Source organism: Streptomyces sichuanensis, from assembly GCF_020328095.1.
Classification (GTDB): domain Bacteria; phylum Actinomycetota; class Actinomycetes; order Streptomycetales; family Streptomycetaceae; genus Streptomyces; species Streptomyces cinnamoneus.
Window position 1 is genome coordinate 55,578 of the sequence record NZ_JAIXMK010000002.1, and the last position, 25,300, is coordinate 80,877.

Below are 25,300 nucleotides of genomic sequence, written 5' to 3' on the forward strand. Positions count from 1 at the left end.
GCGCTCATGGACCGCATGGGGAACACGAGAGTCAGGGTGGCGCGACGCGGGCGCGGGGCGGGCGGGACGCTGCGCCTGCTGCTCGCCGGGGCGTGCACGGCCGTCCTCGCGCTGGCCGGGACGGCACCGGCGCACGCCGGGCCGCGGCCCGCGCCCGAGGGCCCGTCCTGGGAGGAGAAGAAGAGCGGCAGCGACGCCCGCTTCCGGGGGCTCGCCGCCGTGAGCCGCACCACCGCGTGGGTGGCGGGCACGAAGGGCACCGTCCTGCTCACCCGGGACGGCGGCCGCGACTGGCGAAACGTCTCGCCGCCCGGCGCGGCGGGGCTGGAGTTCCGCGACGTGGCCGCGTTCGACGCGCGGCACGCGGTCGTCCTGGCCATCGGCGAGGGCGAGGCGTCGCGGATCCTGCGCACGGACGACGGCGGGACCACCTGGACGGAAGCGTTCCGGAACACCGACCCGAGGGCCTTCTACGACTGCGTGACCTTCTTCGACCGCCGCCACGGCATAGCCGTCGGTGACCCCGTCGACGGCAGGTTCCGCGTCCTCGCCACCCGGGACGGCGGCCGCAGCTGGCGGCCGACGTCGCCCGACGGCATGCCCGCCGCCCTGCCGGGAGAGGCGGCGTTCGCCGCGAGCGGCCAGTGCGCGGTGAGCGCCGGCCCCCGGGACGCCTGGATCGCCACCGGCGGCGGGCCCGTCGCCCGGGTCCTGCACTCCGCCGACCGGGGCCGCACCTGGACCGCCGCCGAGGCGCCGCTGCCGGCCGGCGACGCCGCCCGCGGCGTCTTCGGGCTCGCCTTCCGCGACCGCGGCCACGGCCTGGCCGTCGGCGGCGACTACCGCGCCGGAGCCTCCTCGCCGCGCGCCGCCGCCCGCACCGCCGACGGCGGGGCCACCTGGAACGCAGCCGGCCGCCCGCCCGCCGCCTACCGCTCGGGCGTCGCCTGGCTGCCCCACAGCCGCACCACGGCCCTCGCCGTCGGCCCCACCGGCAGTGAGATCACCACCGACGGCGGCCTCGGCTGGCGCGCGTTCGACACCGGTTCGTACGACACGGTCGACTGCGCCCCCGACCGCGGCTGCTGGGCGGCGGGGGAGAAGGGGCGCGTCGCCCGGCTGGCGCCGGGCTCAGGACGGTAGCTCCTGGCGGTACTGCTCCAGCGCCGGTGCGGTCTTCGTCGCGACGAACTCGGTGACCGTGTACTCGCACACCCCGGCCACGGTGAACGGGTCGCTGCGCGTGATCTCCTCGATCTTCGCCCGGTCCTCGCCGAGCGCGATGATGATCCCGCCGTCGCGGGGCACCTTGCGGCCGGACGCGATGAAGACGCCCGAGGCCATGTGCGCGTCCAGCCAGGCCACGTGCTCGTCGAGCGCGGCGTCGATCCGCTCGATGGGGGCGATGTAGGTGAGCTCCAGTACGAACATGATCGACAGGCTACGCCGCCGGCCGGCGGGCCGGGGTGCCCGCCGACCGGCGCGCCGCGCCCGCCCCGTAGCGTGGGGGCCACCATGACTGACGCACATTTCGACCTGCCGGCCGGCTGGCCCACCACGGAGGCGGAAGCGACCGCCGTCCAGGACGAGTTGCGGGGGCGGGTGATCCTCGACGAGCCCGGGCCGGTGCCCGGCGAGCCCCTGTTCGTGGCCGGGGTGGACGTCGCCTACGACGACGGGCGCGACGTCGTCGCGGCCGCCGCCGTCGTGCTCGACGCGCTCACCCTCGACGTCGTGGCCGAGGCCACGGCCACCGGCCGGGTGTCCTTCCCGTACGTTCCCGGCCTGCTCGCCTTCCGCGAGGTCCCCGCCGCCCTCGCCGCCCTCGGCCGCCTCCCCGTCACCCCCGGCCTGGTCGTCTGCGACGGCTACGGGCTCGCCCACCCGCGCCGCTTCGGGCTCGCCGCCCACCTCGGCGTGCTGACCGGCCTGCCCACGATCGGCGTCGCCAAGAACCCCTTCACCTTCCGGTACGAGCCCCCCGGCCCGCAGCGCGGCGACGCCTCCCCGCTGCTCGACGGCGACGAGGAGGTCGGCCGCGCCCTGCGCACCCAGCAGGGCGTCAAACCCGTGTTCGTCTCGGTCGGTCACCGCGTCGGGCTCGACCAGGCGTGCGCCCACACCCTGGGGCTCTCCCCCCGCTACCGTCTCCCGGAGACCACCCGCGCCGCGGACTCCCTCTGCCGCCGGGCCCTGGCCGCCGGCTGAGAGCCCGTGACGTGCCGCAGGGTTGCGCGGTCCCGGGGCGGGAAGCTTTCCCGGGACACCCGGCGGCGGCATGGGAGAGGCGGGCGGCGCATGAGCGACGGAAGCGGTTCCGAGGCGCAGGCGGGCACCATCACCGCGTGGATCACCTCGGCCACCGAGAAGGACGTGGGCAAGTTCCTCTCCTGCTTCACCGAGGACGTCGTCGACGAGGACGTGCCGACCGGGCGCGTGCTGCGCGGCCACGGCGAGATGGCAGCCGAGTTCACCGCGTGGGTGGGCGCGGTGCCCGACTGCACCCGGGAGGAGCGCAGCCGCCTGGTGAGCGGGGACCGGGCCTCGGTGGAATGGGCCGTCACGGGCACCCTGCGGCACGCCTTCGGGAAGCTGGACTTCCCCCAGGCGCTCGGCAAGTCCTTCGCCTACCCAGGGGTGGCCTTCCTGGAGTTCGCCCCCGACGGCCGCATCCGCCGGGTCAAGACGTACTGGGACCTCACCCGTCTGCTGTTCCAGCTGGGCCTGCTGACGGCCGACTCGGTCGGCAGGACGGCCTGAGAGGGCGTCACCGTGCCGCTTCCCGCGCCCCTGACCGGTGTCGTGCCCCCGCTGTGCACCCCGCTCACGCCCGCCGGGGACGTCGACCTCCCCTCACTCGCCGCCCATGTCGAACACCTGGTCGCGGCCGGGGTGAGCGGCGTCTTCGCCCTCGGCACGAGCGGTGAGGCGGCCCACCTGAGCGACGCCCAGCGCCGCACGGTGGTGCGCGCCACGGTCGGCGCCGTCGCCGGCCGGGTGCCCGTGCTGGCCGGGGTCATCGACATGACCACCGCCCGCGTCCTCGACCAGGCCCGCGCCGCCGCCGGGCTCGGCGCGGACGTGCTCGTCGCCACCGCGCCCTTCTACGCCGGCACCCACCCGGCCGAGGTCGCCGAGCACTTCCGGCGCGTCCGTGGCGCCACCGGCCTGCCCCTGATCGCCTACGACATCCCCTCCCACGTGCACTCCAAGCTCGACGCGCGGACGCTGCTCGCCCTCGCCGGGGACGGCACCCTGGCCGGCCTCAAGGACAGCAGCGGGGACCTCGGCGCCCTGCGCCGCCTGCTCGTCGCCCTGCGGGCCCGTGGCCTCGACCGCACCTTCGCCGTCCTCACCGGCTCCGAACTGACGGTCGACGCGGCGCTGCTGGCGGGCGCCCACGGCGTCGTGCCGGGCCTGGGCAACGTCGACCCGGCGGGCTATGTCCGGCTGTACGAGCACGCCCGCGCCGGGCGCTGGGCCGAGGCGGCGGCCGAACAGGACCGGCTGGCCGCGCTGTTCGCCCTGGTGGAAGCGGGGGATCCGGCCGGGATGAGCGGGAGTGCGGCGGCGCTGGGCGGCTTCAAGGCGGCGCTGCGGGAGCTGGGCGTCATCGACTGCGCGAGGACGGCCGCACCGCAAACGCCCCTGCCGGCCGCGTCGGTGGCGGTGGTGCGGCAGCTGCTGGTGGAGGGCGGTTTGCTGGAGGGGCACAATCCACCCCATGGAACCGAAAGCCCGCCCCCTCGCGACCCGTCAGCGCATCCGTGACTTCGCCCTCTCCCTCCCCGGAGCCGTCGAGGAGTTCCCCTGGGGCGACGACGCCGTCGTCAAGGTGAACAAAAAGATCTTCGTCTTCCTCGGCGAGGAGGGGAACGCCGCCTCCCCCGCCATCTCCGCCAAGCTCAAGGACGAGGAGGCCCACGGCCACGCCCTCGCCGTACCCGGAGCCGCGCCCACCGGGTACGGGCTGGGCCGCTCCGGCTGGGTGAGGATCCCGCTCACCGATCCCGACACGCCCGCGGAGCTGCTCTGCGACTGGGTCGAGGAGAGCTACCGCACCATCGCCCCCAAGCGCCTCGTCGCCGAACTCGACGCGCGCTGACGGCCGGCAGGGGCTTGTGGTCGGTGGAACACGTTCTTAACATCACGAGTGTTACAGCGGTTATGTCATAGCGCATCGGACGTGGGGGCCGCATGGCAGGCACAGGGAACGGTCCGCTCGCGGGGGTGCGCGTGGTCGAGCTCGCGGGGATCGGGCCGGGCCCGTTCGCCGCGATGCTGCTCGCCGACCTCGGCGCCGACGTCGTCCGCGTCGACCGACCCGGCGGCCAGGGACTGCACATCGACCCGGCCCACGACATCACCAACCGCAACAAGCGCTCGGTCCTCGTCGACCTCAAGAGCGAGGACGGCCCCGGCACGGTGCTCGCGCTCGCCGAGCGGGCCGACGTCCTCATCGAGGGCTACCGCCCCGGGGTCGCCGAGCGCCTGGGCGTCGGCCCCGCCGACGCCCTCGCCCGCAACCCCGCCCTCGTCTACGGGCGGATGACCGGCTGGGGACAGGACGGCCCGCTGGCCCGCACCGCGGGCCACGACATCGGCTACATCGCCGTCACCGGCGCCCTCGGCATGACCGGCCCCGCCGACGGCCCGCCCTGCGCCCCGGCCAACCTCCTCGGCGACTACGCGGGGGGCTCCCTCTACCTCGTCATCGGCGTCCTCGCCGCCCTCCAGCACGCCCGCGCCACCGGAACCGGCCAGGTCGTCGACGCCGCCATCGTCGACGGCACCGCCCACCTCACCGCCATGCTGCACGGCATGCTGGCGGCCGGCGGCTGGCAGGACCGGCGGGAGGCCAACCTCCTCGACGGCGGCGCGCCCTTCTACAGCACCTACGAGACCTCCGACGGCGGCCACATGGCCGTCGGCGCGCTGGAGCCCCGCTTCTGGGCCGAATTCACCCGGCTCCTGGGCATCGCCGAGGCCGCCCCGGCCCGCGACGACCCCGCCCGCTGGGACGAGCTGCGCGCCACCATCGCCGACCGCTTCCGCCGCCGCACCCGCGCCGAGTGGACGGCGGTCTTCGAGGGCTCGGACGCGTGCGTGGCGCCCGTCCTGTCCCTGCGCGAGGCCCCCGGGCACCCGCACCTCGCCGCGCGCGCGACCTTCACCGACCACGAGGGCATCACCCAGCCCGCCCCCGCACCGCGCTTCTCCGCCACCCCCGGATCGCTGCGCCGCCCGCCCGCGCGGCCGGGGGCCGACACCGACGGGGTCGCCCGCGACTGGGACGTTCCCGGCCTCCGGCGGCCCGAGCGCCAGAAAGGCAGTCAGAACCGATGAAGCGTCAGATCTTCGGTGCCGATCACGAAGCCTTCCGCCGCACCGTGCGCACTTTCCTGGACAAGGAGGTCGTCCCGCACCACGAGCGCTGGGAGCAGGACGGCATCGTCCCCCGCGACGCCTGGCTCGCGGCCGGCCGGCAGGGACTCCTCGGGCTCGCCGTGCCCGAGGAGTACGGCGGCGGGGGCAACGACGACTTCCGCTACAGCGCCGTGCTCACCGAGGAGTTCACCCGCGCCGGCGCCTCCGGCCTCGCGATCGGCCTGCACAACGACATCATCGGCCCCTACCTGACCTCCCTCGCCACCGAGGAGCAGAAGCGCCGCTGGCTGCCCGGCTTCTGCACGGGCGAGACCATCACCGCCATCGCCATGACCGAGCCCGGCGCGGGATCGGACCTGCAGGGCATCCGCACCACCGCCGAGGACCGCGGCGACCACTGGCTGCTCAACGGCTCCAAGACCTTCATCTCCAACGGCATCCTCGCCGACCTGGTCGTCGTCGTGGCCCGCACGACGCCCGAGGGCGGCGCGAAGGGCCTGAGCCTGTTCGTGGTCGAGCGGGACACGCCGGGCTTCGAGCGCGGCCGTAACCTCGACAAGATCGGGCAGAAGGCCCAGGACACCGCCGAGCTGTTCTTCGACGACGTGCGCGTGCCCAGGGAGAACCTCCTCGGCGAGCGCGACGGAGCCTTCGTCCACCTCATGACCAACCTCCCGCAGGAGCGGCTGAGCATCGCCGTCGCCGCGATCGCCGGCGCCGAACACCTGCTGGAGACGACCACGCGGTACGTCAAGGAGCGCGAGGCGTTCGGCCGGCCGCTGGCGAAGCTCCAGCACATCCGCTTCGAGATCGCCGAGATGGCCACCGAGTGCGCCGTCACCCGTACCTTCCTCGACCGGTGCATCACCGACCACGACCGGGGCGAGCTCGACGCGGTGCACGCCTCGATGGCCAAGTGGTGGGCCACCGAGCTGCAAAAACGCGTCGCCGACCGGTGTCTGCAACTGCACGGCGGATACGGCTACATGAGCGAGTACCGCGTCGCCAAGGCGTTCACGGACGGCCGGATCCAGACGATCTACGGTGGTACGACGGAGATCATGAAGGAGATCATCGGCCGCTCCCTGCTGTCCTGAGCCACCGTCCCGCGGGCCCCCGCCGCCCTGCCCCCTCCCCCGAAAGGCTTCCGACCTTGAGCACCGAAGCGTACGTCTACGACGCGATCCGCACCCCGCGCGGACGCGGCAAGGCCAACGGCGCACTGCACGGCACCAAGCCCATCGACCTCGTCGTCGGCCTCATCCACGAGCTGCGCCGCCGCTTCCCGGACCTGGACCCGGCCGCGATCGACGACATCGTGCTCGGCGTCGTCAGCCCCCTCGGCGACCAGGGCTCCGACATCGCCCGCATCGCCGCCGTCGCCGCGGGCCTGCCCGACACCGTGGCCGGCGTCCAGGAGAACCGCTTCTGTGCCTCGGGCCTGGAGGCCGTCAACCTCGCCGCGGCCAAGGTCCGCTCCGGCTGGGAGGACCTCGTCCTCGCCGGCGGCGTGGAGTCGATGTCCCGGGTGCCCATGGCCTCGGACGGCGGCGCCTGGTTCGCGGACCCGATGACCAACTTCGACGTCAACTTCGCGCCCCAGGGCATCGGCGCCGACCTGATCGCCACGCTGGAGGGCTTCTCCCGGCTCGGCGTGGACACCTTCGCCGCCCGCTCCCAGGAGCTCGCCGCCACGGCCTGGAAGGACGGCCGCTTCGACCGTTCCGTCGTGCCCGTGCGCGACCGCAACGGCCTGGTCGTCCTCGACCGTGACGAGCACCTGCGCCCCGGCACCACCGCCGAGTCGCTCGCCTCCCTCAAGCCCTCCTTCGCCGCCATCGGCGAGCAGGGCGGCTTCGACGCCGTCGCCCTGCAGCAGTACCACTGGGTCGAGAAGATCGACCACGTGCACCACGCCGGCAACTCCTCCGGCATCGTCGACGGCGCCGCCCTCGTCGCCATCGGCAACCGGGAGGTCGGCGAGCGCTACGGGATGCGGCCCCGGGCCCGGATCGTCTCCGCCGCCGTCTCCGGCTCCGAGCCCACCATCATGCTCACCGGCCCGGCCCCCGCCGCCCGCAAGGCGCTGGCCAAGGCCGGGCTGACCATCGGCGACATCGACCTGATCGAGATCAACGAGGCGTTCGCGGCGGTGGTGCTGCGCTTCGCCAAGGACATGGGCATCGGCCTGGACCGCATCAACGTCAACGGCGGGGCCATCGCCATGGGCCACCCGCTGGGGGCCACCGGCGCGATGCTGCTCGGCACGGTCGTCGACGAACTGGAACGGCAGGACAAGCGGTACGGGCTGGTCACGCTGTGCGTGGGCGGCGGCATGGGTATCGCCACGGTCGTCGAGCGCGTCTAGCCGCCTCCCCCCAACCCCTGGAGACTCCGAGAACATGAGCCAGCCCACCACCATCCGCTGGGAGCAGGACGGCGACGGCGTCGTCACCCTCGTCCTCGACGACCCCCGGCAGTCCGCCAACACCATGAACGACGCCTTCAAGGCGTCCCTCACCGCGGTCGCCGACCGCCTGGAGGCGGAGCTGCAGGCGGACCCGGCGTCCATCCGGGGCGTCATCGTCACCTCCGCCAAGAAGACCTTCTTCGCCGGCGGCGACCTGCGCGAGCTGATCGCCGCCACGCCCGCCGACGCCCGGCGCGTCTTCGAGGCCGGCATGACCGTCAAGCGCGACCTGCGCCGCATCGAGACCCTGGGCATCCCCGTCGTCGCCGCCATGGGCGGTGCCGCCCTCGGCGGCGGGTACGAGATCGCCCTCGCCTGCCACCACCGCATCGCCCTCGACGCGCCCGGCACGAAGATCGGCCTGCCCGAGGTCACCCTCGGCCTGCTCCCCGGAGGCGGCGGGGTCACCCGCACCGTACGGCTCCTCGGCATCACGGACGCCCTGCTGAAGGTGCTGCTCCAGGGGACGCAGTACGACGCGCGGCGGGCCCTGGAGGCCGGCCTGATCCACGAGGTGGCGACCCACCCCGGAGAGCTCCTCACCAAGGCCCGCGCCTTCATCGACGCCCACCCGCAGGCCCAGCAGCCCTGGGACGCCAAGGGGTACAGGATCCCCGGCGGCACCCCGGCCAGTCCGCGCTTCGCGGCCAACCTGCCGGCGTTCCCGGCCACCCTCAAGAAGCAGACCGGCGGCGCGCCCTACCCGGCCCCGCGCAACATCCTCGCCGCCGCCGTCGAGGGCTCGCAGGTCGACTTCGAGACCGCCCAGGTCATCGAGGCCCGCTACTTCACCGAGCTGGTCACCGGGCAGACCGCCAAGAACATGATCCAGGCGTTCTTCTTCGACCTGCAGGCCGTCAACTCCGGCGCGAGCCGCCCCGCCGGCACCGAGCCGCGCACCGTCCGCAAGGTCGCCGTGCTGGGCGCCGGCATGATGGGCGCGGGCATCGCCTACTCCTGCGCCCGGGCCGGCATCGAGGTCGTGCTCAAGGACGTCTCGGTGGAGAACGCCCGCAAGGGCAAGGCGTACTCCGAGGGCCTCCTCGCCAAGGCGCTGGCCAAGGGCCGTACGACCGAGCAGAAGCGCGACGAGCTCCTCGCCCGGATCACGCCGACCGCCGACGCCGCCGACCTGGCGGGCTGCGACGTCGTCATCGAGGCCGTCTTCGAGGACCCGGCGCTCAAGCACAAGGTCTTCCAGGAGATCGAGCACGTCGTCGAGCCCGACGCGCTGCTGTGCTCCAACACCTCCACGCTGCCCATCACCCTGCTCGCCGAGGGCGTCGAGCGGCGGGCCGACTTCGTCGGACTGCACTTCTTCTCGCCCGTCGACAAGATGCCGCTGGTGGAGATCATCAAGGGCGAGCGGACCGGGGACGAGGCCCTGGCCCGGGCGTTCGACCTGGTGCGGCGGATCCGCAAGACGCCGATCGTCGTCAACGACTCGCGCGGCTTCTTCACCTCGCGCGTCATCGGCCGGTTCCTCAACGAGGGCGTCGCCATGATCGGCGAGGGCGTCCCCGCCGCCTCCGTCGAGCAGGCCGCCGCCCAGGCCGGCTACCCGGCGAAGGTGCTCTCCCTGATGGACGAGCTGACCCTCACCCTGCCGCGGAAGATCCGCGAGGAGGGCCGGCGCGCGGTCGAGGAAGCCGGCGGCACCTGGACCCCGCACCCGGCCGACGCCGTCATCGACCGGATGGTCGAGGAGTTCGGCCGCACCGGCCGCAGCGGCGGCGCCGGGTTCTACGACTACGCGGACGGCAAGCGGACCGGCCTCTGGCCGGGGCTGGCCGAGCACTTCGGCCGGGACGGCGCCCGGGTCCCGTTCGCCGACATGAAGGAGCGCATGCTCTTCTCCGAGGCGCTGGACACCGTCCGCTGCCTGGAGGAGGGCGTGCTGACGTCGGTGGCCGATGCCAACATCGGCTCGATCCTGGGCATCGGCTTCCCCGGCTGGACCGGTGGCGCGCTGCAGTACGTCAACGGCTACGAGGGCGGCCTGCCCGGCTTCGTGGCACGGGCCCGCGAGCTGCAGGCGGCGTACGGCGAGCGGTTCGCGCCGCCCGCCCTGCTGCTGGAGAAGGCGGAGAAGGGCGAGACCTTCACCGACTGACCGCCCGGAGCACGAACGACGCGGGAGAGGGCCCGGCGGCTGCCGCCGGGCCTCAGCCCCCGTACGTCGCCCGAAGCTCCTGCTTGAGCGACCGCTGGAACGCCGTCACCAGTGCCTGCACCACCAGCGGCTGCATGTGGGCGGACAGCGACTTCATCGCCTCCACCTCCGCGGGGTCGCTCTCCTGCTCGCGGTAGGGCCCCCACACCTCGTCGTGGAAGAGCCGCGTCAGCTCCCGGGCCGTCGAACGGGCTTGCTCCAGCAGGACCGTGCGGGCCGCCAGGATCGTCTCCAGGGCGATCGGCACGTCCAGCAGCTGCACCCCCAGCCCCAGCAGCCCCGGGTCCACCCGGAAGGTGTCGGCGCCCTCCCCGTCCCCTCCCCGCTCCAGCACGTTCATCGCGGCCAGCCGGTCGATGTCCGCCTCGGTCAGGGGCCGCCCGGCCCGCCGCTCCAGCCGCTCGCGCGTGGTCTCCTCGGCCCCGTCCGGCGTCCAGGAGGCCACCAGCGCCCGGTGGATGGCCAGATCGTGGGCGCTCAGGTCGTCCGGGAGGCCCCGCACGTAGCGCTCGATGGCGGCCAGCGTCAGGCCCTGGTGCTGCAGCTCCTCGATCAGTGCCAGCCGCGAGAGGTGGCCGGGCCCGTAACGGCCCACCCGGCGAGGGCCGAGCTCGGGCGGGGGCAGCAGGCCGCGGGTGCCGTAGAAGCGCACCGTGCGGACGGTCACCCCGGCGCGGGCGGCCAGCTCGTCGACCGTGAGGCGCACCTCCGCCGCGTCCGCGGTGTCCGCTGCGTTCCCGGCGGATGTCTCCATCGGCGGTGCCTCGCTTCCTGTCACGCCCTACGGGCCCAACAGTATTGCTGTGCCACCACTGCTGTGAAACCTTCCCCCGGCCCGTGCGCAGGGCGAAGGGCCCGTCGCCGTGGCCGACGGGCCCTTCGCTGCAAGGGGTGGCGGTCAGTGCCGGTGGGCGGCCTGCGCCTCCTGGATCTTCTTCCAGGACTTGGGCTCGGCGGGCTTGCCGGTCAGGGACTTGTTCGCCTTGCCCGTGGCGGGCTTGCCGATGCCGTCCTTGGCGGCCACGGCCGCGCTCGGCTTGGAGTCTGTGAACAGCCAGGTGTCGAAGAACTTCTGCAGCGGCTTGCCGGAGGTCTTCTCGGCGAATGTCACGAAGTCCTGCACCGAGCCGTTGCCGAACTTGTTCTCCGCCTGCCAGCCCTTGAGGATCTTGAAGAAGGCGGCGTCGCCGACCTTGTTGCGCAGGGCCTGGAGGGTGATGGCGCCGCGCTGGTAGACCGCGCTGTGGAACTGGTTCTGCGCCCCCGGGTCACCGGGCTTGACCTTCCAGAAGTCGTTGTCCGCCGGGACGGTGCTGTAGACGTAGTCGGCGAGCTCCTGGGCGGTGCCCTCGCCCTCCTTCTGCGACCACAGCCACTGCGCGTAGGTGGCGAAGCCCTCGTTGACCCAGATGTCGCGCCAGTTCTTCACCGAGACGTTGTCGCCGAACCACTGGTGGGCGAGCTCGTGCACGACCAGCGAGGTGTTGGCGCCGTTGGCGAAGCCGGACGGGCTGTAGTACGGGCGGGTCTGCGTCTCCAGCGCGTAGCCGGTCTTGACGTTGGGGACGTAGCCGCCGATGGCGTTGAAGGGGTAGGGCCCGAAGACCTTGGACTCCCAGTCGATGATCTCGGTGGAACGCTCGACGCTCGCCTTGGCCGAGGCGAGGTTGTCGCCCAGGTCCTTGCTGTAGGCGTTGAGGACCGGCAGGCCGTCGGCCGTCTTGTCGGTGGTGATGTCGAACTTGCCGATGGCCAGCGTCGTGAGGTAGCTCGCCTGCGGCTTGGTGGCCCGCCAGTTGTAGCGCGTCCAGCCCAGCTTGGAGGTCTGCGACTTCAGCTCGCCGTTGCTGACCGTCTGCAGGCCGTCCGGCACCGAGACCGAGATGTCGTAGGTGGCCTTGTCCCGCGGGTGGTCGTTGCTGGGGAACCACCAGACGGCGGCCTCCGGCTCGTTGGCCACGACCGCGCCGTCCGGGGTGCGCTGCCAGGCGGAGAATCCGTCGATCTTCACCTGCGAGGGGATGTCGCTGTAGCGCACCACCACGGTGATCTGCTTGCCCTTGGGCAGCGGCGCGAAGGGCGTGATCTCCAGTTCCTGTGCACCCGACTTGGTGAACTGGGTGGGCTTGCCGTTGACCAGGACCTCGCTCACCTTGAGCGCGAAGTCGAGGTTGAAGCGGGACAGGTCCTGGGTGGTGGTGGCGGTGATCGTCGCCGTGCCCTCCAGCCGGTCCGTCGCCGGCTGGTACTTCAGGCGCAGGTCGTAGTGGGAGACGTCGTAACCGCCGTTGCCGGACGCGGGGTAGTAGGAGTCCCCGGCGCTGGGAGCGCCCGGTGTGGCGTCGGCGGCCGACGCAGGCACCGCCAGCATCAGGAAGGCGGCTGCCGCGCTCGGAACGATGAGTCTGTGACGCACGAGTCACTCCCAACTCGTAGGGGGCGAAAGATCAATCGCAGCCTATGTACTCATCGGCGGTACGGGTATGTCCATGCCTTATCCCGACATCCGATCGACATGTGCCCGTCACGAGACGCCTCGTGAGGCGCGCCTTCCACCGCCGTTCCCCTTCTGCACGGGAGTTGGCCGCGCTAGCGTCCCCGCCGTGTCCCTACGCGCGGGAAACACCCGCATACCCTGGAGAACGTCCATACTGGCGGCCCTGGCCGCCCTGACGGCGGTGCTGCTCGTGCCACCGGGCGCCGCCCACGCCGCCGGTGGCGTGAAACCGCCGGACGAGAGCAGACCCGTGTACTCCTACGACCGTGCCGTGCGCGAGTCCGTGTGGGTGGACACCCGGCTCGACGGTGACGGCGACGGACGCACCGACCGGGTGGCCGTCGACATCGTCCGGCCCCGGGAGGCCGCCGAAGCGGGCCGCAAGGTGCCCGTCATCATGGACGCCAGCCCGTACTACTCCTGCTGCGGCCGCGGCAACGAAAGCCAGAAGAAGACCTACGACGCCCAGGGGAACCCGAGCCAGTTCCCCTTGTACTACGACAATTTCTTCGTGCCGCGCGGCTATGCGGTCGTCCTCGTCGACCTGGCCGGAACGAACCGTTCCGACGGCTGCGTGGACGTCGGCGGCCGCTCCGACGTCCAGTCCGCCAAGGCCGTCGTCGACTGGTTGAACGGCCGAGCCCGCGGCTACACCACCCGCACCGGACAGGCCCGGAGCACGGCCGGCTGGACCACCGGGGCCGTCGGCATGATCGGCAAGAGCTACGACGGCACCGTCGCCAACGGCGTCGCCGCCACCGGCGTCGAGGGCCTGCGCACCATCGTCCCCATCGGCGCCATCAGCTCCTGGTACGACTACTACTTCGCCAAGGGCGCCGCCCTCTTCGACAGCGGCCCCGACGGCCTCGCGGACCGCGTCGAGAGCACCGAGGCGCGCGGCCGCTGCCAGGCCGTGCAGCGCCGGCTCGTCGAGGGCGCGCCGCGCAACGGCGACTGGACCCCCCTGTGGAGCGAGCGCGACTACGCCAAGGACGCCCACAAGGTGCGCGCCAGCGTCCTGGCCGTGCACGGCATGCAGGACCTCAACGTCCGCACCAAGCACTTCGGCCAGTGGTGGGACGCGCTCGCCGCCGCGGGCGTCGAGCGCAAGGTGTGGCTGTCGCAGACCGGGCACGTCGACCCGTTCGACTTCCGCCGCGACGCCTGGGTGCGCACCCTGCACCGCTGGTTCGACCACTACCTCCTCGGCTACGACAACGGCATCGAGCGCGAGCCGGCGGCCGACGTCGAGCGCGCCCCCGGCCAGTGGTCCACCGACCGCTCCTGGCCTCCGGGCGACACCCGGACCACCACCCTGCGCCCCGCCGCCGGCACCGCCCCGGGCGTCGGCACGCTGGGCCTCGCGCCCGCCCCGCCCGGAGCCACCGAGACCTTCACCGACGACCCGCGGCTCGGCGAGAGCGACTGGGCGGCGCACATCGACGACAGCACGCCGTCCAAGGCCGGCTTCACCACCCGCCCGCTCGCCCGCGACCTGCGCCTGTCCGGCTCCTCGACGGTGCGGCTGACGGTCACCCCCTCCACCGCCTCGGCGCACCTGTCGGCCGTGCTCGTCGACCTCGGCCCCGCCACCATCCGCGACTACGCCGGCCGGGGCGAGGGCATCCGCACCCTGACCGACCGCAGCTGCTGGGGCAGCGGCACTCCCGCCGACACCGGCTGCTTCCTGCGCACCGAAGCGGCCACCAAGGACGTCGGCCACACCGTCGTCAGCCGCGGCTGGGCCGACCTCGGCCACCACGCGAGCCGCACCCGCGGCGGCCCGGTCACACCCGGCAAGCCCTACACCCTCACCCTCGACCTGGCCGCCACCGACCACGTCGTACCGGCCGGCCACCGCCTCGCGCTCATCGTCGCCGGCACGGACGCCGGCCTGATCGAACCGGCGCCCTCCACCCCGCGCCTGACCGTCGACCTCAGCCGCACCTCGGCCAGCCTCCCGCTCGTCGGCGGCTACGCGGCCTTCGTCCGCGCCACGCACGGCGGCCCGCGCTCGTACGACCGGACGGACACCCTGCCGCCCGGCCTGCGCCCGCCCGCCCTCACGCACCTGCCCTGAACCAGGGGGGGCTCCTCCTGCCCGGGGGAGCCCCCGGCCCCGTATCCCGGATCAGCCCTCGGCCAGGTCCGCGGCCTCCAGCGCACAGCCCCAGGACACCGTGACGCCCGCGCCGCCGTGGCCGTAGTTGTGCACCAGCAGGCCGCCGCCCGGCAGCCGCTCCGCCTCCAGCCGGACGCGCGGGCGCGCCGGGCGCAGGCCCACGCGGTGCCCGAGCACCCGGGCCCGGCCCAGGCCGGGGAAGACGCGCGAGCACCGGCTGATGATGGCCTGGGCCGTGCACGGGGAGGGCGTACGGTCCCACACGTGCGCGCGGGCGGTGCCGCCGAGCACGACGCCGTACGGCTGCGGAAGCACGTACACCGTGTCCGCCCGGTCCTCGGACGCGACCGTGAACCACTCCTCGACGCCCGGGTCCTCGACGATCACCAGCTGCCCGTGGACCGGATGGACCGAGGGATCGGGCACCAGGTCCCGGGCGCCCAGCCCCGTGCAGTTGACGACCGCGCGGGCCGTGTGCGCCACCCGCTCCAGCGAGGACACCCGCCGCACGGTGACCGTGCCGCCGGCCGCGGCCAGCCGGCGCTGCAGGTAGTCCAGGTGCGCCGGCATGTCGAGCAACGGGAGCCGGGCCCGCACCCCGCGGTCCCAGCCGCGCGGCACCTCGCCCGCCCCGGCGTCCCGCAGCCCCGGCACCCGGGCCGCCCACGCCCCCAGCTCCGCCGGGACCACGCCCGCGTGGACGCCGTCGACCATGCGCACCCCGGTCTCCGCCGGCCGTGCGGCCAGCCCCGTCAGCACCGCCAGCGACCGCAGCGCCCACTGCCCGGCAGCCTCCCGCGGCTCGATGCAGTACGGCCACCACAGGCCCCCGGCCAACGCCGACGTGGTCTCCGCGGACGGCGAGCGGGTCCACACCTCGACCTCGCGCCCCCGCTCCGCCAGCACGATCGCACTGGTCAGCCCGGTGACTCCGGCACCGACCACGATCACATCGCTTGCCATGGGCCGACGGTACAGCCGAAAACGCCGCCGCCGGGTCGGAAGCGGCACACCGGTGGGAATACTGCCGGCATGGGGGCGGGAAGGGAGCACACGACCCGCGCGCCGGGACCAACTCCACGGCGCGTACTGCTCGTCGGGCCGCGCGTCGCCTTCTTCGCGCGCCTCGCGGCCACCCTCAGGGCCGGCGGCACGGGCGCCGACGTCACCCGGGACGCGGCCCTCGCCACCACGGAGGAGATCCGGGGGTACGGGGCCGTCGTCTTCGCCCGTACCACCGGCGAGGACGAGCGGGCCGCGGTGCGCGCCGCGTTCGCGGCCGCCGGCTCCCGCGCCGTCTTCGTCGAGTCGCCGGCGCCGCTCGTGGCCGTCCTCGCCGCCCAGCTGGAACAGGCACTGCAGGGGCGGTCCGGTGCCCACCGCCGTCGGCTGGCCGGACTGCGGGCGGAGCCGGGACGGGCCCTGGTGGAGGTGGCGGTGGCCTGCCGGGTCCGGGTGACCGGCCACGGCACGTCACGCCTGCGGCGCCCCCGCGCCCGCGACCTCTTCGACGAGCGGCTGCCCCCGGGCACGCACCCGGTCCCGCTCGGACCCCGCACCACCTACGTCGTGGCCCGCACGTACGGCGAGGTGCTGGTCACGGCGGTACCGGCGGACCCGGCGCCCTGAAGGAAACCGGTTCGGCCGACGGCGGCGCAGAAGCTACAGTCGTGGTCCCATGAGTGCCACTCTCGTCGCCAAGGACCTCGCCGCCGGACACGGCGACCGCACCCTCTTCTCCGGGCTCGACCTCGTCGTCGCGCCCGGTGAGGTCATCGGTCTCGTCGGAGCCAACGGCGCCGGGAAGTCCACCCTGCTGCGCCTGCTCGCCGGCCTCGCCGTGCCCGACGAGGGCACGCTGCGGACCAGCCCGCCGACCGCCACCGTCGGCCACCTCCCGCAGGAGCCCGAGCGGCGGGACGGCGAGAGCGTACGCGCCTTCCTCGGCCGCCGCACCGGCGTCACCGCCGCCCAGGCCGCGCTCGACGCCGCGACACAGGGCCTCGTCGACGGCGCGCCCGGCGCCGACGACGCCTACGCCGTCGCCCTCGACCGCTGGCTCGGCCTCGGCGGCGCCGACCTCGACGAGCGGGCGGAGGAGGTCGCCGGCTCCCTCGGCCTCACCGTCGGCCTGGACCGGCCCATGACCAGCCTCTCCGGCGGCCAGGCCGCCCGCGCCGGCCTCGCCAGCCTGCTGCTGAGCCGCTACGACGTCTTCCTCCTGGACGAGCCCACCAACGACCTCGACCTGGACGGCCTGGCGCGCCTGGAGGACTTCGTCACCGGCCTGCGCGCCGGCACGGTCCTCGTCAGCCACGACCGCGAGTTCCTGGCCCGCACCGTGGACAAGGTCCTCGAACTGGACCTCGCCCAGCAACAGATCAACCTCTACGGCGGTGGCTACACCGCCTATCTGGAGGAGCGCGAGACCGCCCGGCGCCACGCCCGCGAGGCGTACGAGGAGTACGCCGACACCCGCGCCTCGCTGGAGGCCCGCGCCCGCACCCAGCGCAACTGGATGGAGAAGGGCGTCCGCAACGCCCGCCGCAAGTCCACCGACAACGACAAGATCGGCCGCAAGTTCCGGGCCGAGTCCACCGAGAAGCAGGCCGCCAAGGCCCGCCAGACCGAGCGCCTCATCGAGCGGCTGGACGTCGTCGAGGAGCCCCGCAAGGAGTGGGAGCTGCGCATGGAGATCGCCGCCGCGCCCCGCTCGGGCGCGGTCGTGGCCACCCTGCGGGGCGCGACGGCACACCGGGGTTCCTTCGCCTTCGGACCCGTGGACCTGCAGATCGACTGGGCCGACCGGGTCGCCATCACGGGCGCCAACGGCTCGGGCAAGTCCACGCTGCTCGCCGCGCTGCTCGGCAGGCTGGAGCTGACGGAGGGCAGTGCGTCGCTGGGCCCCGGCGTGGTCGTCGGCGAGGTGGACCAGGCCCGCGGCCTGTTCTTCGGCACCGAGACGCTGCTGGACGCCTTCGGCGCGGCGGTCCCGGAGCAGACGCCCGCGGACGTGCGCACCCTGCTGGCGAAGTTCGGGCTCAAGGCGGACCACGTCCTGCGGTCCGCGGCGACCCTCTCCCCGGGCGAGCGCACCCGCGCGGCCCTGGCACTCCTGCAGGCCCGCGGCGTGAACCTCCTCGTCCTCGACGAGCCTACGAACCACCTCGACCTGCCGGCGATCGAACAGCTGGAGTCGGCGCTGGAGTCGTACAACGGGACGCTGCTGCTGGTGACCCACGACCGCCGCATGCTGGACGCCGTCGCCGTGACGAGACGCCTTGAGGTGTCCGAAGGCCGTGTGACGGAGCGCTGAGTTTTCCCTGTGTCCTCAATCGCCGGACGGGCTGCAAAGCAGCCCGTCCGGGAGCCACCTCCCAGCGGTGGCCGGGGGAGATTGAGGACCGGGGGTCCGGGGGGCGGAGCCCCCGGGGTCAGCGGCCCTTCGGGCCGCCCAGCAGGCCCGCCCGGCGCAGGGCGTCCGCCATCGCGCTGTCGGCGGGAGCCGCCGGCCGGCTGTCGGCGCGACGCGGACGGGGTGCCGACCGCTCGGCACGCTTGCGCGGAGCACCGGCACCGGCACCGGAGCCGCCACCCCCCGGCGCGGCCGCCGCCTCGTCGTCCAGCCGGAGCGTCAGCGAGATCCGCTTGCGCGGGATGTCGACGTCCATCACCTTCACCCGCACGATGTCGCCCGGCTTCACCACGTCCCGCGGGTCCTTCACGAACGTCCGCGACATCGCCGACACGTGGACCAGCCCGTCCTGGTGGACACCCACGTCCACGAACGCCCCGAACGCGGCGACGTTCGTCACGACGCCCTCCAGCAGCATCCCCGGCGTCAGGTCGCCGATCTTCTCGACGCCGTCCTTGAAGGTCGCCGTCTTGAACGCCGGCCGCGGGTCGCGGCCGGGCTTCTCCAGCTCGCGCAGGATGTCCGTGACCGTCGGCAGACCGAACGAGTCGCTGACGAAGTCGTCGGGCCGCAGCGAGCGGAGGGCCGCGGTGTTGCCGATGAGGGAGCCGACCGGCCCGCCCGTGGCCTTCACCATGGCGCGGACCACGGGGTACGCCTCGGGGTGCACGCTGGAGGCGTCCAGCGGGTCGTCGCCGTCGCGGATGCGCAGGAAGCCCGCGCACTGCTCGTACGCCTTCGGGCCGAGCCGCGCCACGTCCTTCAGCGCCCGGCGGGAACGGAAGGGGCCGTTGGCGTCGCGGTGGGCGACGATGTTGTCGGCGAGGCCCGAGCTGATGCCGGAGACGCGCGAGAGCAGGGGCGCGGAGGCGGTGTTGACGTCGACGCCGACGCCGTTGACGCAGTCCTCCACGACCGCGTCCAGCGAGCGGGACAGCTTCACCTCGGACAGGTCGTGCTGGTACTGGCCGACGCCGATCGACTTCGGGTCGATCTTGACCAGCTCGGCGAGCGGGTCCTGCAGCCGCCGGGCGATGGACACCGCGCCGCGCAGGGACACGTCGAGGTCCGGCAGCTCCTGGGAGGCGAAGGCGGAGGCGGAGTACACCGAGGCGCCGGCCTCGGAGACCATCACCTTCGTCAGCTTCAGCTCCGGGTGGCGGGAGATCAGGTCGCCCGCCAGCTTGTCGGTCTCGCGGGAGGCGGTGCCGTTGCCGATGGCGACGAGCTCCACGCCGTGCTCGCGGGCGAGCCGGGCCAGCGTGGCCAGCGACGCGTCCCACTTGTTCTGCGGGACGTGCGGGTAGATCGTCTCGGTGGCGGCGACCTTGCCCGTGGCGTCCACGACGGCGACCTTCACGCCCGTGCGGAAGCCGGGGTCGAGGCCCATCGTGGCGCGCGTGCCGGCCGGTGCGGCGAGCAGCAGGTCGCGCAGGTTGGCCGCGAAGACGCGGACCGCCTCGTCCTCGGCGGCCTGCCGCAACCGCAGCCGCAGGTCGATGCCGAGGTGGACGAGGACGCGGGTGCGCCAGGCCCAGCGCACGGTGTCGCACAGCCAGGCGTCCGCCGGCCGGCCGCGGTCGGCGATGCCGAAGCGGCGGGCGATGGCCTGCTCGTAGGCGCTGGGGCCCGCGGGCGCCGCGTCGGCGGCCTCCGGCTCCAGCGTGAGGTCGAGGACCTCCTCCTTCTCGCCGCGCAGCATCGCCAGCACCCGGTGCGAGGGCAGCTCGGTGAAGGGCTCGGCGAAGTCGAAGTAGTCGGCGAACTTCGCGCCCGCCTCCTCCTTGCCCTCGCGCACCTTGGCGGCCACGCGCCCGCGCGTCCACATGCGCTCGCGCAGCTCGCCGATGAGGTCCGCGTCCTCGCCGAAGCGCTCGGTGAGGATGGCGCGGGCGCCCTCCAGCGCGGCGGCGGCGTCGGCGACGCCCTTGCCCGCGTCGACGAAGGCGGCTGCGGCGGCCGACGGCTCGACGCCGGGGTCGGCGAGCAGCCCGTCGGCCAGCGGCTCCAGCCCGGCCTCCCGCGCGATCTGCGCCTTCGTGCGCCGCTTGGGCTTGAAGGGCAGGTAGATGTCCTCCAGGCGGGCCTTGGAGTCGGCGGCGCGGATGCGCGCCTCCAGCGCCTCGTCCAGCTTGCCCTGCGAGCGCACGGACTCCAGGACGGCCGTCCGCCGGTCCTCCAGCTCCCGCAGGTACCGCAGCCGCTCCTCCAGGGCGCGCAGCTGCGCGTCGTCGAGCATCTCGGTCGCTTCCTTGCGGTAGCGCGCGATGAACGGGACGGTCGAGCCGCCGTCGAGCAAGTCGACGGCGGCCCTGACCTGCCGCTCCCGCACGCCGAGCTCCTCGGCGATCCTGCCTTCGATCGACGTCGACGTCGTCACGATCACGCTCTGCTTTCTCTGGGAACTTCTCCGAGCCGCGATCTGCATTGTGGCAGGTACCACCGACAGCGACCGTCGCCTACCCCCGCAGGTCCGCCGGGAATCCGCCCGCCCCGACCAGCGTCGTGGTGAAGGCGGTCGCCAGTTCGGTCAGGCGCTCCACGCCCCCCGCGCCCAGGTGCTCGTACGGCGCCGCGTCCAGCACGTCCGTCTCGTCCTCCAGCTCCTCGCGCAGCGTGATGCCGGCCTCCGTCAACCGGCCGTCGGCGCCCAGCAGTCCGCGGGCGAGCAGCCCCTCCCGGCCCGCGGCCAGCTCCTCCTCGCTCCAGCCGCGGGTGGTCAGCAGCCACTTGTGCGACATGCCGCGCCCGGTGACGGACTGGCTGACGAGCGCCTCGACGGGGTCCAGGCCGGTCCGGGCGAGGGCGATCAGGTGCCCGTCGCCGCGGTACTCGCGCAGAAGCGTCGTGGCGTGCCACAGGGCCAGGTGGGGGGCGTCCGGCACGGGCAGGTCGGCGTGCGCGGCGTACAGCGGGCGCACGGGGCGCTCGCACGCCTCGGTGGCGCGCAGCGCCAGCCCGGCGGCCTCGGCCATCTCCTTCGAGGCCACGGCCTCCTCGCCGAGCAGCCGGCGCAGCGTGGCGTCGGCGGCGCGCAGCCGGGCGTCGAGGACCTGCTGCGGCGAGGCGACGTCCCAGACCTGCGGGACGTGCCGGGCCACCATCTCGTGCTTGAAGCTGTGGAAGGCCGCCGTGACGACGCCCGCCCCCACGCGGCCGAACGCGGCGGAACGCGCGGCGAGGTAGACGGCGTTGTGGTGCGCGATGCCCAGCGCGTTCATCTCCCGGGGGGAGTCGGGCGAGAAGTAGACGACGGAGTGGAAGGGGTTGAGGACGTTGTGACAGCGGCGGCCGGCGCGCGCGGGCAGAGTGGTCATGTCGCGCACGTTACCTACTGGTTGGTATGGCCGGAAGGGCGGGGCACCCATGGCAGGAAAGGTGGGGAGTCCGTCATTGCCGCCCTCCCCGACACACCGTCAGCATGAGGACATGACCTCCCGCCGCAACGTGCTGATCGTCCTCTACGAAGGGGTGCAGAGCCTCGACGTCACCGGCCCCCTTGAGGTGTTCCACGGTGCGAGCGCCCTGCTGCGCGACCCCGGGACGTACCGGGTGCGCACGGCGACCGTCGACGGCGAACCGGTGCGCACCGGCAGCGGCCTGCGCCTGGCCCCGGACGCCGCCCTCGGCGACTGCGAGGCCGCCGACATCGTCCTGGTGCCGGGCGGCCAGTGCATGGACGGCGCCGACCCGCGGCTGCTGGCCTGGCTGGACGACAACGGTCCGCGCGCCGGACGGCTGGTGTCCGTCTGCACGGGTGCCTTCCTGCTCGCCGCCACCGGACTGCTGGACGGGCGCCGCGCCACGACGCACTGGGCCTACTGCGAGGACTTCGCCCGGCGGTACCCGGACGTGGAACTGGATCCGGACCCCGTCTTCGTACGGGACGGCTCCGTCGCCACCTCGGCCGGCGTCACCGCGGGCATCGACCTCGCGCTCGCCCTCGTCGAGGAGGACCACGGCCGGCAGACCGCGCTCGCGGTCGCCCGCCACCTCGTGGTCTTCCTGCGCCGCCCGGGCAACCAGCGGCAGTTCAGCGTCCAGCTCGCCGCGCAGACGGCCAACCGGCCCACGTTGCGCGACGTCCAGCACTGGATCGCCGAGCACCCCGCCGAGGACCTGGGCGTCGAGGCCCTCGCCGCCCGCGCGAACCTCTCGCCCCGGCACTTCGCCCGGGCCTTCCACGCCGAGGTGGGCATGACGCCCGGCCGGTACGTGGAGGGCGTACGGCTGGAGGCCGCCCGACGGCTGCTGGAGGACGGGGTGGAGGGCGTCGAGGAGGTCTCCCGGGCCTGCGGCTACGGCACGCCCGAGGCCATGCGCCGCGCGTTCGTGCGCGCCCTGGGCACGTCCCCGGCCGAGTACCGGCGCCGGTTCCGCCCCATGGCGCCCGCGCCGTCCACGACCACCGCCTGACGAACGATCGGAAGGACACACCTGTGAAAACCGCCATCCTGCTCTACCCCGGCTTCACCGCCCTCGACGCCATCGGCCCGTTCGAGACGCTCGCCCACGTGCCCGGCTTCGAGGTGCACTTCGTCGCCGAACGGCCCGGCCCCGTGGCCAACGAGAACGGCCGGCTCACGCTCGTGGCCGAGGAGTCGCTGGCGGACGTGCCGGACCCGGACATCATCGTCGTGCCCGGCGGCCCGGTGGAGCACCTGCCGCTGCAGCCCGGCCCCGTCCACGACTGGCTGCGGGAGGCGGACCGGGGCGCGACGTGGACGACGTCCGTGTGCACCGGCTCGCTGATCCTGGCCGCCGCCGGCCTGCTGAAGGGCCGCCGGGCCACCTCGCACTGGCTCTACCTCGATCGGCTCCCCGGCTACGGCGCCGAGCCGACGGGGGAGCGGGTCGTCACCGACGGCAAGTACGTCACCGCCGCCGGCGTCTCCTCCGGCATCGACATGGGGCTCACGCTCGTGGGCCGCATGCAGGGCGACCGCGCCGCCCAGTCCGTGCAGCTGATGATCGAGTACGACCCGCAGCCCCCGTACGACGCGGGCTCGCCCGACAAGGCCCCGGCCGACCTCGTCGCCGAGTGGCGCTCCGTCAGGGGCGTCGCCTAGCCGACGGGCCCCGCCGGGAGCTGCGCGCCACCGGGGCGGCCGGGAACGGGGGTTCCGGCCGTCCAGGCGAAGCGCGGCTGCCTGCGCTCCAGGAAGGCGGCGGCACCTTCCGCGCCGTCGCCGCTGCTGCGCGCCTGCTCGGTCCAGTACGCGATGCGGTCCGCACCCGCCGGGCCGGCCGCGAACTCCTTGGCGGCCGCCTGGGTCAGCCGGGACCGTGACGCCAGGATCCGGGCGAACTCCGCGACCCGCTCGTCCAGCGCCTGCGCGGGCCACAGTTCGTCCACCAGGCCCGTGCGCAGCGCCCGCGGCGCGTCGATCAGTTCGGCGGAGAAGAGCAGGTACTTGGCGGTCGCGGGGCCGACGAGGTCGACCAGGCGGCGGGTGGAGGAGGCCGCGTAGACGATGCCGAGCCGGGCCGGGGTGATCCCGAAGGAGGAGTCCTCGGCCGCGAAGCGCAGGTCGCAGGCGGCGGCGAGCTGGCAGCCGCCGCCCACGCAGTAGCCGCGCACGGCGGCGAGGGTGGGCTTGGGGAACGCCGCCAGCGCCTCCTCGGCCGCGATCGCCAGGTGCCGGGACGCCTCGCCGCCGTCATCGGTCAGCGACGAGATGTCCGCACCCGCGCAGAACGTGTCGCCCTCGCCGGTGAGCACCAGCACCCGGACGGCCGGGTCGGCCGCGCACCGGTCGAGCAGCTCCGGCAGGGCGCGCCACATGTCCGTGGTCATGGCGTTGCGCTTGGCGGGGTTGGTGATGCGGACGGTGGCGGTGGCGTCGGCGACGCTCAGGCGCAGTGCAGGCTCCATGCGCCGGATGCTATCGGGGGCGCTGCGGGCGGCCGGAGGGGAAGCGGGGGGAAGGCGATAGTCCGGATCGTGCAGTGAAGGAGGGACGGGACAGCCAGGAACAGTCGCCTATGCGGTCGTGCCACACGTACGCGATCAAATCCCGTCGATAGAGGCCGACTTCTGTTCAGCTTGCCGGTGCGGCCCCCGGAACTCCCAACACTCGACGTGTGCGGTCGAGCCACGGCGAGGGGTTGGTATCGGACATGGAAATCCTCGGGGGCGTCCCGCCCGAGCCGGGCCAGGCGCCCCCGCCCCGGAAGCCGGGCGAGTACGACGGGACCTGGCGGTACACCACGCCCGCCCTCGACTGCTCGGTGCCCCGGGCCCGGCACGCGGTCCGCGACCTGATCCGGCGCCGGCGCGTGCCGCTGCGCGAGGACCTGTTGCACGGCCTGCTGCTCATCGTCTCGGAGCTGGTCACCAACGCCGTCCGGCACGCGGCGCTGCTCTCCCCGGAGGTGGCCGTGGAGGTGTCCATCGGCCCGGAGTGGGTGCGGGTGGCCGTCGAGGACAACCACCCCTACCGGCCCAAGCCGCTGGAGTGCTGCGACGAGGACGAGCCGCGCACGGGCGGCCGCGGTCTGCTGCTCGTCCAGGCGACGGTCGAGGAGGTCGGCGGCCGCTGCGACGTCGAGCACACCGCGGGCGGCGGCAAGGTGGTCTGGGCCGCCCTGCCGCTGCACCCGTGCGCCCCGCCTACCAGCCCGCTGCGGCCCCGGTGACCTCGCGGATGGCCGGCCGCGCGGCGTCCAGCACGGTCGTGAACCACGCGGAGAAGGTGCCCTTCCCCCGCAGCGCTTCCAGCTCGGCCGGGGTGACGAACGCGGTCTGGGCGATCTCCTCCGGGTCCGGGTCCGGCTCGGCCCGCACGGTCCCGACGAAGAGGTGGTTGTACTCCTGCTCGACCAGGCCCGAGGCGGGGTCGGGGTGGTTGTAGCGCACGGTCCCGGCCTCGCGCATCAGCGCCGGGGCCAGGCCCAGCTCCTCGCCCGTGCGGCGGGCGGCCGCGACGAACGGGGGCTCCTCCGGGTAGGGGTGGCCGCAGCAGGTGTTCGACCACACGCCGGGGGAGTGGTACTTGCCCAGCGCCCGGCGCTGCAGCAGCAGCCGGCCCCGGTCGTCGAAGAGGAAGACCGAGAACGCACGGTGCAGCCGCCCGGGCGCCACATGGGCGGAGAGTTTCTCGGCGGTGCCGATGGTCCTGCCGTCCTCGTCGACCAGCTCCAGCATGATCGGTTCAGCGGAGTCGGCGGAAGCGGGCCCCGCGGCGGAGTCGGCGGAGCGGTCCTTGGCTGATGTGATCGGCATTGACCATCCT

At 73.9% G+C, this 25,300-nt stretch carries 23 protein-coding genes; 15 read left to right on the plus strand and 8 right to left on the minus strand.

Annotation, left to right across the window (positions count from 1 at the left end; all coding sequences use genetic code 11):
- Positions 1-15: 15 nt before the first annotated feature.
- Positions 16-1,143 (plus strand): WD40/YVTN/BNR-like repeat-containing protein, encoded by a 1,128-nt coding sequence (locus LE181_RS01470; protein ID WP_225659028.1) that lies wholly within the window; start codon positions 16-18, stop codon positions 1,141-1,143.
- On the opposite strand, the gene LE181_RS01475 is transcribed toward LE181_RS01470, so the two are convergent.
- On the minus strand, positions 1,132-1,431 hold the full coding sequence (locus LE181_RS01475) for a YciI family protein (protein WP_225659029.1): 300 nt from the start codon (positions 1,429-1,431) through the stop codon (positions 1,132-1,134). The two genes, LE181_RS01470 and LE181_RS01475, sit on opposite strands and share 12 nt — an antisense overlap.
- A gap of 84 nt (positions 1,432-1,515) precedes the next feature.
- Between LE181_RS01475 and LE181_RS01480 the strand changes: the two genes are divergently transcribed.
- From LE181_RS01480 to LE181_RS01515, 8 genes are all read left to right on the plus strand, one after another.
- The gene (locus LE181_RS01480) at positions 1,516-2,208 is read left to right on the plus strand and encodes an endonuclease V (protein ID WP_225659030.1); all 693 of its coding nucleotides are present in this window, start codon (positions 1,516-1,518) and stop codon (positions 2,206-2,208) included.
- Between the two features lie 90 nt (positions 2,209-2,298).
- On the plus strand, positions 2,299-2,760 hold the full coding sequence (locus tag LE181_RS01485; protein WP_225659031.1) for a nuclear transport factor 2 family protein: 462 nt from the start codon (positions 2,299-2,301) through the stop codon (positions 2,758-2,760).
- 12 nt (positions 2,761-2,772) lie between these two features.
- On the plus strand, positions 2,773-3,771 hold the full coding sequence (locus LE181_RS01490) for a dihydrodipicolinate synthase family protein (RefSeq protein ID WP_225659032.1): 999 nt from the start codon (positions 2,773-2,775) through the stop codon (positions 3,769-3,771).
- Positions 3,725-4,105: an MmcQ/YjbR family DNA-binding protein gene (locus LE181_RS01495; RefSeq protein ID WP_225659033.1), complete on the plus strand. Its 381-nt coding sequence runs from the start codon at positions 3,725-3,727 to the stop codon at positions 4,103-4,105. The genes LE181_RS01490 and LE181_RS01495 overlap by 47 nt, the downstream gene beginning before the upstream one ends.
- Before the next feature lie 92 nt (positions 4,106-4,197).
- Positions 4,198-5,346, plus strand: a complete 1,149-nt coding sequence (locus LE181_RS01500; RefSeq protein ID WP_225659034.1) for a CaiB/BaiF CoA transferase family protein — start codon at positions 4,198-4,200, stop codon at positions 5,344-5,346.
- A complete protein-coding gene (locus LE181_RS01505) occupies positions 5,343-6,485 on the plus strand; it encodes an acyl-CoA dehydrogenase family protein (RefSeq protein WP_225659035.1) in 1,143 nt (380 codons plus the stop codon). The genes LE181_RS01500 and LE181_RS01505 overlap by 4 nt, the downstream gene beginning before the upstream one ends.
- A 56-nt stretch (positions 6,486-6,541) precedes the next feature.
- Positions 6,542-7,756, plus strand: a complete 1,215-nt coding sequence (locus LE181_RS01510; protein ID WP_225659036.1) for an acetyl-CoA C-acetyltransferase — start codon at positions 6,542-6,544, stop codon at positions 7,754-7,756.
- Positions 7,757-7,790: 34 nt separating this feature from the next.
- Positions 7,791-9,971 carry a 3-hydroxyacyl-CoA dehydrogenase NAD-binding domain-containing protein gene (locus tag LE181_RS01515; protein WP_225659037.1) on the plus strand — a complete coding sequence of 727 codons (2,181 nt, stop codon included), beginning with the start codon at positions 7,791-7,793 and terminating at the stop codon, positions 9,969-9,971.
- A gap of 52 nt (positions 9,972-10,023) precedes the next feature.
- On the opposite strand, the gene LE181_RS01520 is transcribed toward LE181_RS01515, so the two are convergent.
- A complete protein-coding gene (locus tag LE181_RS01520) occupies positions 10,024-10,785 on the minus strand; it encodes a MerR family transcriptional regulator (RefSeq protein ID WP_225659038.1) in 762 nt (253 codons plus the stop codon).
- Positions 10,786-10,929: 144 nt separating this feature from the next.
- Positions 10,930-12,447, minus strand: a complete 1,518-nt coding sequence (locus LE181_RS01525; RefSeq protein ID WP_225659039.1) for a M1 family metallopeptidase — start codon at positions 12,445-12,447, stop codon at positions 10,930-10,932.
- Between the two features lie 187 nt (positions 12,448-12,634).
- On the opposite strand from LE181_RS01525, the gene LE181_RS01530 reads away from it, so the two are divergent.
- Entirely contained in the window at positions 12,635-14,608 is a 1,974-nt protein-coding gene (locus tag LE181_RS01530; RefSeq protein WP_372458211.1) for a Xaa-Pro dipeptidyl-peptidase, read from the plus strand.
- Positions 14,609-14,659: 51 nt separating this feature from the next.
- Here the strand turns inward: LE181_RS01530 and LE181_RS01535 are convergent, their stop codons facing one another.
- Positions 14,660-15,613 (minus strand): FAD-dependent oxidoreductase, encoded by a 954-nt coding sequence (locus LE181_RS01535; protein ID WP_225659041.1) that lies wholly within the window; start codon positions 15,611-15,613, stop codon positions 14,660-14,662.
- A 69-nt stretch (positions 15,614-15,682) separates the two neighbouring features.
- On the opposite strand from LE181_RS01535, the gene LE181_RS01540 reads away from it, so the two are divergent.
- Both LE181_RS01540 and LE181_RS01545 read left to right on the plus strand, forming a co-directional pair.
- A complete protein-coding gene (locus LE181_RS01540; protein ID WP_225659042.1) occupies positions 15,683-16,279 on the plus strand; it encodes a hypothetical protein in 597 nt (198 codons plus the stop codon).
- Between the two features lie 49 nt (positions 16,280-16,328).
- On the plus strand, positions 16,329-17,966 hold the full coding sequence (locus LE181_RS01545; protein ID WP_225659043.1) for an ABC-F family ATP-binding cassette domain-containing protein: 1,638 nt from the start codon (positions 16,329-16,331) through the stop codon (positions 17,964-17,966).
- Positions 17,967-18,084: 118 nt separating this feature from the next.
- Here the strand turns inward: LE181_RS01545 and LE181_RS01550 are convergent, their stop codons facing one another.
- Both LE181_RS01550 and LE181_RS01555 read right to left on the minus strand, forming a co-directional pair.
- Positions 18,085-20,451, minus strand: a complete 2,367-nt coding sequence (locus LE181_RS01550) for a Tex family protein (protein WP_308103044.1) — start codon at positions 20,449-20,451, stop codon at positions 18,085-18,087.
- 73 nt (positions 20,452-20,524) lie between these two features.
- On the minus strand, positions 20,525-21,382 hold the full coding sequence (locus LE181_RS01555; RefSeq protein ID WP_225659045.1) for an SCO6745 family protein: 858 nt from the start codon (positions 21,380-21,382) through the stop codon (positions 20,525-20,527).
- A gap of 112 nt (positions 21,383-21,494) precedes the next feature.
- Here LE181_RS01555 and LE181_RS01560 point away from each other — a divergent pair, with 112 nt between their 5' ends.
- The gene (locus LE181_RS01560; RefSeq protein ID WP_225659046.1) at positions 21,495-22,481 is read left to right on the plus strand and encodes a GlxA family transcriptional regulator; all 987 of its coding nucleotides are present in this window, start codon (positions 21,495-21,497) and stop codon (positions 22,479-22,481) included.
- A 23-nt stretch (positions 22,482-22,504) separates the two neighbouring features.
- Entirely contained in the window at positions 22,505-23,134 is a 630-nt protein-coding gene (locus tag LE181_RS01565; protein ID WP_225659047.1) for a DJ-1/PfpI family protein, read from the plus strand.
- On the opposite strand, the gene LE181_RS01570 is transcribed toward LE181_RS01565, so the two are convergent.
- Entirely contained in the window at positions 23,131-23,940 is an 810-nt protein-coding gene (locus tag LE181_RS01570; protein ID WP_225659048.1) for an enoyl-CoA hydratase/isomerase family protein, read from the minus strand. The two genes, LE181_RS01565 and LE181_RS01570, sit on opposite strands and share 4 nt — an antisense overlap.
- A gap of 245 nt (positions 23,941-24,185) precedes the next feature.
- Here LE181_RS01570 and LE181_RS01575 point away from each other — a divergent pair, with 245 nt between their 5' ends.
- On the plus strand, positions 24,186-24,704 hold the full coding sequence (locus LE181_RS01575) for an ATP-binding protein (protein WP_190110736.1): 519 nt from the start codon (positions 24,186-24,188) through the stop codon (positions 24,702-24,704).
- Here LE181_RS01575 and idi read toward each other — a convergent pair.
- The gene (gene idi, locus LE181_RS01580) at positions 24,679-25,290 is read right to left on the minus strand and encodes an isopentenyl-diphosphate Delta-isomerase (RefSeq protein ID WP_225659049.1); all 612 of its coding nucleotides are present in this window, start codon (positions 25,288-25,290) and stop codon (positions 24,679-24,681) included. The genes LE181_RS01575 and idi overlap by 26 nt on opposite strands.
- Positions 25,291-25,300: the final 10 nt, after the last annotated feature.